This window comes from Parabacteroides faecalis (genome assembly GCF_022809355.1).
In the GTDB taxonomy this organism is placed as follows: domain Bacteria; phylum Bacteroidota; class Bacteroidia; order Bacteroidales; family Tannerellaceae; genus Parabacteroides; species Parabacteroides faecalis.
Genome location: NZ_JAKZMM010000008.1, coordinates 102754 through 112989 on the forward strand (window position 1 = coordinate 102754; position 10236 = coordinate 112989).

At 43.9% G+C, this 10236-nt stretch carries 9 protein-coding genes; 8 read left to right on the forward strand and 1 reads right to left on the reverse strand.

Annotated features, from left to right (window positions below; all coding sequences use genetic code 11):
* Positions 1-2: 2 nt before the first annotated feature.
* Complete coding sequence (locus tag MUN53_RS04845; RefSeq protein WP_243323630.1) at positions 3-1340, reverse strand: sigma-54-dependent transcriptional regulator; 1338 nt, start codon at positions 1338-1340, stop codon at positions 3-5.
* A 110-nt stretch (positions 1341-1450) separates the two neighbouring features.
* On the opposite strand from MUN53_RS04845, the gene MUN53_RS04850 reads away from it, so the two are divergent.
* The 8 genes from MUN53_RS04850 to MUN53_RS04885 form a co-directional block, all read left to right on the forward strand.
* A complete protein-coding gene (locus MUN53_RS04850; protein WP_243323631.1) occupies positions 1451-2377 on the forward strand; it encodes a hydrogen peroxide-inducible genes activator in 927 nt (308 codons plus the stop codon).
* Positions 2378-2695: 318 nt separating this feature from the next.
* Positions 2696-3541 carry a prephenate dehydratase gene (locus MUN53_RS04855; protein ID WP_243323632.1) on the forward strand — a complete coding sequence of 282 codons (846 nt, stop codon included), beginning with the start codon at positions 2696-2698 and terminating at the stop codon, positions 3539-3541.
* Entirely contained in the window at positions 3516-4700 is a 1185-nt protein-coding gene (locus MUN53_RS04860; protein WP_243323633.1) for a pyridoxal phosphate-dependent aminotransferase, read from the forward strand. The genes MUN53_RS04855 and MUN53_RS04860 overlap by 26 nt, the downstream gene beginning before the upstream one ends.
* Positions 4701-4739: 39 nt before the next feature.
* On the forward strand, positions 4740-5822 hold the full coding sequence (locus MUN53_RS04865; protein WP_243323639.1) for a bifunctional 3-deoxy-7-phosphoheptulonate synthase/chorismate mutase type II: 1083 nt from the start codon (positions 4740-4742) through the stop codon (positions 5820-5822).
* A gap of 9 nt (positions 5823-5831) precedes the next feature.
* Positions 5832-6605 carry a prephenate dehydrogenase gene (locus MUN53_RS04870; RefSeq protein ID WP_243323634.1) on the forward strand — a complete coding sequence of 258 codons (774 nt, stop codon included), beginning with the start codon at positions 5832-5834 and terminating at the stop codon, positions 6603-6605.
* A 284-nt stretch (positions 6606-6889) separates the two neighbouring features.
* Positions 6890-8062, forward strand: a complete 1173-nt coding sequence (locus MUN53_RS04875; protein WP_394803038.1) for a 6-bladed beta-propeller — start codon at positions 6890-6892, stop codon at positions 8060-8062.
* A gap of 11 nt (positions 8063-8073) precedes the next feature.
* Entirely contained in the window at positions 8074-9735 is a 1662-nt protein-coding gene (locus tag MUN53_RS04880) for a hypothetical protein (protein ID WP_243323635.1), read from the forward strand.
* Between the two features lie 191 nt (positions 9736-9926).
* On the forward strand, positions 9927-10236 hold a 310-nt coding region (locus MUN53_RS04885), incomplete at its 3' end, for a 6-bladed beta-propeller (protein WP_243323637.1).

The following is a 10236-nucleotide window of genomic DNA, read 5'->3' on the forward strand; positions in this document are numbered from 1 at the left end:
CTTTATTCTATCTGATATAGTTTCAGTTTGTTGTAGAGAGTCTTTCGGTCAATACCCAACATTTGCGCTGCTTTCGTCTTGTTGTTACCGCATTCCTGCAAAGCCTTTCGGATAAGATCAATCTCATGGTTTCCGTCACGCAACTGAGAGACGGAATGTTTGGCTTGCGGCGTTTCGCGGAGTTCGTCAGGCAATTCGGCACAAGTGATGAAGCGTCCTTTGGCCAGCAAGGTAGCATAGCGGATCACATTCTTCATCTGGCGCAGATTGCCGGGCCAGCTGTATGACTGGAAGAGACGGATTGTTTCGGCATCAAAACCGATGATATCTTTCTTCAGCTCGGCATTGGCCAGATCCAGGAAATTATTGGCAAACAGCATCAAGTCTTCCTGACGTTCGCAAAGGTCTGGAATCCGGATGGTAAATTCATTGATTCGATGGTACAAGTCTTCTCGGAAATCTCCTTTTTCAATGGCTTGACGCAGATTCTCGTTCGTGGCAGATACCAGACGAACGTTGATGGTGATCTCCTGATTACTGCCGACCGGCCGGACTTTCCTTTCCTGCAGGGCGCGCAAAAGCTGGACTTGCACTTCGTAAGTCAGGTTACCGATTTCGTCGAGGAAGATAGTTCCGCCTTGTGCTGCAACAAAAGCGCCGACTTTATTGTCGATGGCTCCGGTGAAAGAACCTTTTACATGACCGAAGAATTCAGAAGCAGCCAGATCTTTGGGAATAGCACCGCAATCGACAGCCACAAAAGGAGCGTTGGCCCGATTACTTTGCTCGTGAATCCGGCGGGCAACATATTCTTTGCCGGTTCCGCTCGATCCTGTGATCAATACCGACATATCCGTAGGTGCAACCAGCCGGACATGCTCATACATCGAGACGGCCGCTTGGCTTACTCCTTCTATATACGGGTTCGAAACAGCATTTCCGGCAGCAGTCTTTGTGCTTTTGCCGGTTGATAATTCAGGTACTTTTATGGTTTCTTTGATCTTCGTCAGCAATTCTTCCGGGTTGACTGGTTTGGAAATATAATCGGATGCTCCCAATTTGATCGCTTGTACGGCCGTATGGATATCGGCATAGCTGGTCATCATAATTAAGGCCACATCCGGATGTGTTTCTTTCAGCCATTTCAGCAATTCGATTCCATCCCGGTCAGGTAATCTCAAATCTGACAGGACCAACTGAAATGACCGGCTATCCAAACACTTTTGGGCGTCAGAAACAGACGTCTGGGATTCTACAAGAAACCCTTTTCTGCCCAGCCAAGTCTTTAGCATTAGTGAAAAAGTAACATCATCTTCTACAATCAATATAGATGGCTGCATACATATACGTTTTTTTCTTTTGACAAATATACAATATTTCATAGAATCCACCTACTAGAATCAAACAGAATCATGTACATTTGTAAAATAAACAGAATAAAGATGTATTTATGACGATTCAACAACTGGAATATATCTTGGCGATTAATAAATTCCGCCATTTTGCCAAGGCTGCCGAATACTGCCGGGTAACACAACCAACGCTGAGTATGATGGTGCAGAAGTTGGAAGACGAGTTGGGAGTGAAGTTGTTTGACCGTTCTTCGCAGCCGGTTCGTCCGACATCGGCCGGTATGAAAGTATTGGAACAGGCCCAGCGCGTCTTGTATCAGGCTTCGCTGATCAAAGACATTGTAACGGAAGAGAAAGAATCGGTCCGAGGTTCTTTCCGGCTGGCTGTCTTGCCAACCATTGCTCCTTACTTATTGCCGCGTTTCCTGCAACATTTGGCGGAAGAACACAAGGATTTGGATATACGGATCCAGGAAATGCAGACGGCTCCCACTTTATCTGCTTTGCTGAAAGGTGAAATCGATGCTGCCATTATCGCCAACCAACCGATAGAGAGCGAACTTCAGGGCCATTTTCTTTATTATGAAGAATTCTTCGGCTATGTGTCGCGTAACGAACCTATTTTCGAAAAGGACAAAATCCGGACAACGGATATTAATGACGAACGTTTATGGTTACTTGACGAAGGACATTGCTTCCGCGATCAGCTGATGCGTTTCTGCCAGCGGGAGAAAGCCCGGGTTAATCAGGCGGCTTATCGTTTCGGTAGCCTGGAAACATTCATGCACATGGTGGAAAGTGGTTATGGAATGACATTCATTCCGGAACTGGCTACCTTGCAACTCAGTCAGGAACAACAGGAAATGGTACGTCCGTTTGCTATTCCCAAGCCGACACGTGAAATCTATTTCGTTACACGGAAAGACTTTATCCGTCATTCCTTATCCAAGATCTTGATAGAGCATATTCAAGAAGCCGTTCCCAAAGATATGCTTCGTCTGAGAGCCGGACAAAAGGTTGTCTGATCGGTATGGATTCGGAAAAATATCATTTTCTGAAGAAAAATATTACTTTTTTCTTGTTTTTACGGAAAAATCGTTATTTTTGCCCCGTAATTAAAAACGAACAAATAAAGATGACTCGATTTAGCTTTACATATTACTTTTATTACTTTTACTTTTATAGCAAGGTAAAGGCAGGAGTTTGTATGTAAAGAGTTGATGATAGTTTGTATGTATCAATAATCAGATATAAAGTCCTGCCGGAATCCGGTGGGACTTTTTTATTATCTGGCAATTCGAGCCTGAAACTCAAATCCAATAAAAGACAAAAGAAACGTAACAATGGAAAGAAAAGTAGCAATTCAAGGAATAGCCGGTTCGTATCACGATATCGCAGCTCGCAGGTACTTTGAGAAGGATGAAGTGGAAACCATTCCCTGCAATACCTTTCGGGATGTCATTACGACTATCAAACGTGATCCTTCTATCTTGGGCTTGATGGCGATTGAAAATACCATCGCCGGAAGTTTGTTGCAGAATCATGAGTTGATCCGCGAAAGTGGCTTTAGTATTATCGGAGAATACAAATTGCGCATCTCTCATTCACTGGTAGCATTGCCGGGAACAAAGATCGAAGATGTAAAGGAAGTCAATTCGCATCCGATCGCTTTGATGCAATGTACGGAATTCCTGGATACGATTCCTTATGCCAAAGTTGTCGAGAAAGACGATACGGCTTCGAGTGCTCGTTGGATTGCCGAGAACCAGTTGAAAGGTCATGCTGCAATTTGCGGTAAACTGGCTGCCGAAATTTATGGAATGGAAGTATTGGCTGAAGGAATCGAGACCAATAAACGGAACTTCACCCGTTTTCTGGCGATTGCCGATCGTTGGACGGCCGACGAGATGATGAAAGATTCTATCAAGAATAAAGCATCTCTTGTATTTGCCTTGCCTCACACAGCCGGCAGCCTTTCCAAGGTTTTGTCTGTTCTTTCTTTCTACGACATGAATCTGACAAAGATACAATCATTACCGATTATTGGCCGTGAATGGGAATATATGTTCTATATCAACCTGACTTTTGTGGATTATACCCGATACAGACAGGCGTTGGATGCGATCCGGCCATTGACAAAGGACTTTAAAATATTAGGTGAATATGAAGAAGGAAGACAAGGTTTGTAAAATCGTTCCTGCCGAACGGGTGAACAGCGTACAGGAATACTATTTTTCCAAGAAACTCAAGGAAGTGGCAGAAATGAATGCTGCCGGGAAAAAGGTGATCAACTTAGGCATCGGTAGTCCGGATTTACCTCCTTCCGAACAAACGATCGAAACCTTATGCCAGCATGCCCGCAATGCCAACGAACACGGTTATCAGCCGTATGTGGGAATTCCTGAATTGCGCCAGGCATTTGCCGACTGGTATAAAACCTGGTATCAGGTAGAGCTGGATCCGAAGTCTGAAATCCAGCCGCTGATTGGTTCAAAGGAAGGCATTCTGCATATTTCACTGGCTTTCCTGAATCCGGGTGATGGTGTGTTGGTTCCGAATCCGGGTTATCCGACGTATAGCTCGGTCAGCAAATTGGTACAGGCGAATTTGATTCCGTATGAACTGAAGGAAGAGTTAGGCTGGCAACCGGATTTCGATGAGTTGGAAAAGATGGACTTGTCGAACGTGAAGTTGATGTGGACGAACTATCCGAATATGCCGACCGGAGCAAATGCCAGTATGGAACTGTATCAAAAGCTGGTTGACTTTGGTAGAAAGCATGGTATTATTATATGTAACGATAATCCGTATAGCTTTATCCTGAACGAACATCCGTTGAGTATTTTGAGTATTCCGGGAGCAAAGGATATTTGTATTGAACTGAACTCCATGAGTAAAGCGCATAATATGCCGGGCTGGCGTATGGCCATGTTGGCATCCAACAAACAGTTTGTTCAGTGGATACTGAAAGTGAAGAGTAACATTGATTCAGGTCAGTTCAAACCGATGCAACATGCGGCAGTTGAGGCTTTGGCCGCTCCAAAGGCTTGGTATGATAAGATGAACGAAACGTATCGCAGCCGTCGGGCTTTGGCCGGAGAAATCATGCATACCTTGGGTTGTACTTACGATGAGAACCAGGTCGGCATGTTCTTGTGGGGAAGAATTCCTGATATATACAGCGGCAGTGAAGAATTGGCTGATAAAGTTTTATATGAGGCGAATGTCTTCCTTACACCGGGATTTATCTTCGGCAGTCAGGGAAACCGTTTTATCCGGATCTCGCTTTGCTGTAATAACCAGATGTTGCAGGAGGCTTTAACTCGTATTCAGAAAGTTATTAAATGAAGTCTAAATAATAAAAAGAAAAATATAGTCATGGAAGAGATGAAATTAGAATCTATTTTACTACCGGGAATTGATCCGCAGCGTCCGATTGTTATTGCTGGTCCTTGTAGTGCAGAATCAGAAGAACAAGTATTGGAAACAGCCAAGAATTTGGCATCCAAAGGCATTAAGATATTCCGTGCCGGTATTTGGAAACCGCGTACCAAACCCGGAGGATTCGAAGGAATCGGCGTGATTGGTCTGCCGTGGTTGAAGAAGGTCAAAGAAGAAACCGGTATGTATGTAGCTACCGAAGTCGCTAACAAAGATCATGTCTTCGAAGCTTTGAAGGCTGGTGTTGATATCTTGTGGATCGGAGCTCGTACAACGGTTAACCCGTTTGCAGTACAGGAAATTGCGGATGCTTTGCGTGGTGTAGATATTCCTGTTTTGGTAAAGAACCCGGTTAATCCGGATCTCGAATTGTGGATCGGAGCTTTCCAGCGTCTGTACGGTGCCGGTATCAAGCGTCTGGGTGCCATTCATCGCGGATTCAGTTCTTACGATAAGAAGATCTACCGCAACTTGCCTTTGTGGCATATTCCGATTGAACTGCGTCGTCGGATGCCGAATCTGCCAATCTTCTGCGATCCGAGCCACATCGGTGGTAAACGCGAACTGATAGCTCCGCTTTGTCAGCAGGCAATGGACTTGAGTCTGGATGGTTTGATGATCGAATCGCATTGTAATCCGGATGCTGCCTGGAGTGATGCTGCCCAGCAGATTACACCGGATGTATTGGATTACGTACTGAACTTGCTGGTGATCCGTGAATCAACCCAGACAACCGAGAATTTAAGTGCTTTACGCCGCCAGATTGATGGTATCGACGAACAGGTATTGGAGTTATTGGCAAAGCGTATGCGTATTTCAAAGGAAATTGGGGTTTACAAGAAAGAACATAATATGCCAATCCTGCAATCTCCGCGTTACAGCGAGATTCTGGAGAACCGTTCCGATATGGGACAGCAGATGGATTTGAATACCGACTTTATCAAGAAGATATTAAGTCTGATTCACGAAGAATCTGTCCGCCAGCAAATGATTATTATGAACGAAGAACAAGAGCAAGAACAAAAATAAGACGTCACGATGAAGATTCTGATTTTAGGAGCCGGGAAAATGGGTTCTTTCTTTACGGATTTGCTTAGCTTTGACCATGAGGTCGCTGTTCTGGAAAAAGATCCGAAACGGATGCGTTTTATTTATAATGCAGTCCGGATGCAACAGGTGGAGGAAGTGAAGGACTTTGCTCCGGAACTGGTGATCAATTGTGTGACATTGAATCATACGATTGATGCCTTTCGGGAAGTATTGCCTTACTTGCAGCCGTATTGTATCATTGCCGATATTGCTTCGGTCAAGACACATTTGAAGGAATTTTACGAGACTTGTGGTTTTCCTTATGTGTCAACACACCCGATGTTTGGGCCAACTTTTGCCAATCTGGGAAATCTGGAGAAGGAAAATACCATTATCATCTCGGAAGGCGATCATCTGGGAAAGATCTTCTTCAAGGACTTATACAGCCGCCTGCATCTGAATATCCGTGAATATACGTTTGAAGAGCACGATAAAGTGGTGGCTTATTCATTGGGTATTCCTTTCGCTTCGACCATGGTCTTTGCGGCTACGATGAAACATCAGGATGCGCCGGGTACGACTTTCAAACGGCACATGAAGATTGCCCGTGGCCTGCTTTCGGAAGATGATTATCTGTTGACGGAAATTCTGTTTAATCCGCGGACTCCGAAGCAGATCGAACGGATTCAGGAGGAATTGAATACGCTGCTGGATATTATCAAGAATAGAGATACGGATGGTATCAAGACTTTCCTGACTAAAATCCGGAAGAATATCGAATAATACCGGCGTGTCTTTTAAATACGCTTCTTTCACAACGAAGATAAACAGTTGTTTTTTACTGTCATCCTGTGATGCGAGGTGAATGCCCGTATCACAGGATGTTTCTTTTGTACTTGTCCATTGATTTTCTCTTTTGTATTTCTTTAGTCGGTTGATAATGAGTTGTCTATGTTTGTCTGAATGATCTGAAATGTCCAATTGCTTTTTTGCCCTTATTCGTATAAACCTCTACTTTTGCCCTGTAAACTTATTAAATCGATGGTTATATGGTATCAGGAAAAACAATGATTCCTTGGATGATGGGAATCGCATGCAGCTTGTTGATGGCGTGTAGCAGTACGCAGCAAGACAGTTTAGGAGAAATGCCGGTTATTGCCGAGAAAGTAACGTTGCCTACAGGTGATTTGATTGTGTGTGATTTGGCAAAAGCGACGGATACCTTGGATGTTCCTTTGAGTATGCTGACGGAAGAACTGCAGATCGTTCCGCTCGATAATCGGGACGAGGCGCTGGTGGGCGGTTGGGTACGCACAACTGTTTCCGACAACTATATTCTTGTCAGCAATAACAGGCAGGTTCCTTATAAATTATTCGGACGAGACGGTAAGTTTATTTGTACCGTAGGCTCGTTTGGGCAGGGACCGAATGAATATCAACTGACGTATGCCGAACAATTGGACGAAGCGCATAACCGTATTTATATTATGTCGTGGAATGCGGAGAAGATTCTGGTATTCGACCTGAAAGGAAATCCGCAACCGTATATCCCGCTGAATACACGTGTCCCGAAAGGGAAGTTTCGGGTGAATACGGCCGATTCGACAGTGATTGTTACCAAACTTCCGTTTGAAGGAAGTGCTGAAATGGTTTGGGTACAAGACATGCACGGTAATCGGAAACAGAGCATTGCTCCGGGCCATTTGATGGCTCCACGAGATTTCAGCAACGAAGTCATGGATGCACGCAATACGTCGGCGTATGATGTGATGTTCTTAATAATCGTGCCGGAAGCTAAACAAGACTCGTTATATCATTATAATTGGGAGAAGAACCGGTTAGAGCCTCGGTTTACGACGCTATTTACCGGAGAGAAAATGCCTTGGCACGGATATACCGAATTGCCGCATCATTTTATGGGCGATGTGTCTTTCCCGGTACAAGTCAGTGAAACCTCTTTTCAAGGTTCGGCTCCGGCTTATTATATCGTCGATAAAACGACCTTGAAAGGAAACTTCATGCGGCTGAAGAATGATTTTCTACATATCTCGGCATGGCCGAGTTTTTCCAATGGTTATTATATCGCCAATATGGAACCGATGACCCTGAAGGAACAGTTGGAAGAAGCCTTGAAGGAGGAAAACTTGGACGAATCGGTACAAGCCCGCATCAAAGCTTGCCTTTCTTCTTTGGATGAAAATGGAAATAATGTAATTTTACTGGCGAAGCTGAAGAATTAATACGAGTGTTTATGCAATACATGGCGCGACTGCTGTTGGTGATGGGTATTTGTTGGGTGTGGCTGCTGACTGGCTGTACGGATTCGCCGCGCTATTTGCTGGATCAGGCGGAAAGGGCTTTTGTCGCTTCGCTCGATAGTGCGGACTTTTACCTTTCCCAGATTGAACATCCGGAAAAACTTGCCCCGAAAGAACAGTTGCGCTATGCTTACCTGAAAGGAAAAATCGAATTTTATACACTTGGAAGCCAGTCGGATTCTCTTCTGCGGGAAGCAAACCAGCTGGCAGTGCAGGAGAAGGATTCGTTTTATATCAGCCAATTGCTTTGGCTAGATATACAGCGGAAGAGTTATTACGAAAAACCGGATTCGGTGTTACTGCTGAGTCAGGTATTGCAGGAAAAATTTCCACAGGTGGCTGATTCTTTAGCGTTTGATATGTGTTATTACCGGCAGCAAGCCTATCTGCAAAAAGGAGAATTGAAGCTTGCTTTGCAGGAAGCGGAAGAAGCTTGTGTCTTGGCTCCTGATTCGATCTGTTATATTCAGGCAACGGTCTTTCGTATCCGTACTTTGCAGGCATTGAACGAAGACGGGAAAGTGGACAGCCTGTATGCGATGTTGGCAGATTATATGCCGGATACCGAACGCTTCGATGTGATTAGTAACATTGTTTATACCCATCAGATGTCGTGGCTGGAACAGAACGAACGATGGGGCGATGCGTTACAGCTGAATACCCAGTTGAAAGAATCTCCCAAGTTGCGGGCTTCCCGTAATTTCTATCTCAAGGCCCAGGCGTTTGAAGATTTGAGACAAGTAGATTCGGCTTTGTATTATTACCGGAAAGCAGAACAAGGCTATTCACCGGCCATTGCCAGCCTGGCTTCTTCCCGCCTGATGCATTATTATCTTTCTTTACATGACGTGCAGAAAGCATTTGACAGCATGAAGAAATCGCAGTTGTTGGACGAGTCCTTGCTTTCACATATTGAGTCAGAAGTGGATATTGCCCAATTCAAACGTACCCAACTGGAGAATGAATTGTATCAGATCAAACTGAAGCGGCAGCAACAACAACTCTGGTTGTTGGCTTCGTTGTTGGGTTTGGTGTTGTTGCTTGCCTGGATTATATTCTTTTATTTGCGTATCAAGCGGGAACGGGCGTTGGCCGAAGTCCGCTTGCAAAACAAGAAAATGGAAGAAGAAGCCCGTATCCTGCGGTATCAAAACGAGTTGTTGAAGAAAGAAACAGAAATCAGTCTGTTGCGAGAGAAAGAAGCCTGGCAGATGTCGAAGGTTGCCGATTTGCGCGAAGCCCTTTTCCGTCGTCTTTCTTTTTACAGCAAACTACCTTCGTTACAAGGCGATCGTGCTGCCGGAACACACGAGAAGATCCGGTTGACCGACGAGGAATGGAAGGAAATAACAGAGTCGGTCGATGCCGTGTTCGACGATTTTACCCGTCGTTTGCATGAGTCTTTCCCAGCTCTTACTCCGAAAGACGTCATATTCTGTTGTCTGGTAAAACTGAATGTCAATATGCAAGACCTGTCAGATATTTACTGTGTCAGTAAAGCCGCTATTTCGAAACGTAAGTTCCGGCTGAAAACCGAAAAGTTAGGAATTACGGATGAACACCTCAGCTTAGACGATTTCCTGAAAGACTTTTAATAGATTGGATACATCCAAAATATTCATTGCTTTTTAATTTTTTGACAGTAGTCGTAAAGCTTTTCCATATATGTGCTAAAGCTTTTTGACAAATGTGATAAAGCTTTTCGACATCTGTCAAAAATATGAAATGTAACGAGAAAAGGATAAAAAGAATTGATTGAATTTTAAATACCTATAATTTCACGCTTATGAAAACAAAAGTTTTTTTCTTCGTTTGTATGCTTCTGTTGGTTGGAAGCCTGATTTTGAGTTGTAGTTCTAGGCAGAATGAAAAGTCATCGGTTAAACAAGATGAAATAAAAAGAGATACTTTGCAGATAATAAATCTATCTGATGTTTCGTACAAGGATTCACACGCGAAGCTATCAGATTTTGCGGCATCAATCACTTATATTCCACTTTCTGACGATAAATTAATAGGAGATATTAGTCAGTTATGTTTGTCAGACAATAAATTCTTTATTCGATGCGGAACAATAATTGAGGTTTTTACTTCAG

Excerpts from the sequence above, each read along its gene's own strand:
- MUN53_RS04845 (WP_243323630.1), bottom strand. The coding sequence starts at position 1,340 with ATGCAGCCATCTATATTGATTGTAGAAGATGATGTTACTTTTTCACTA.
- MUN53_RS04850 (WP_243323631.1), top strand. The coding sequence starts at position 1,451 with ATGACGATTCAACAACTGGAATATATCTTGGCGATTAATAAATTCCGC.
- MUN53_RS04855 (WP_243323632.1), top strand. The coding sequence starts at position 2,696 with ATGGAAAGAAAAGTAGCAATTCAAGGAATAGCCGGTTCGTATCACGAT.
- MUN53_RS04860 (WP_243323633.1), top strand. The coding sequence starts at position 3,516 with ATGAAGAAGGAAGACAAGGTTTGTAAAATCGTTCCTGCCGAACGGGTG.
- MUN53_RS04865 (WP_243323639.1), top strand. The coding sequence starts at position 4,740 with ATGAAATTAGAATCTATTTTACTACCGGGAATTGATCCGCAGCGTCCG.
- MUN53_RS04870 (WP_243323634.1), top strand. The coding sequence starts at position 5,832 with ATGAAGATTCTGATTTTAGGAGCCGGGAAAATGGGTTCTTTCTTTACG.
- MUN53_RS04875 (WP_394803038.1), top strand. The coding sequence starts at position 6,890 with ATGATTCCTTGGATGATGGGAATCGCATGCAGCTTGTTGATGGCGTGT.
- MUN53_RS04880 (WP_243323635.1), top strand. The coding sequence starts at position 8,074 with ATGCAATACATGGCGCGACTGCTGTTGGTGATGGGTATTTGTTGGGTG.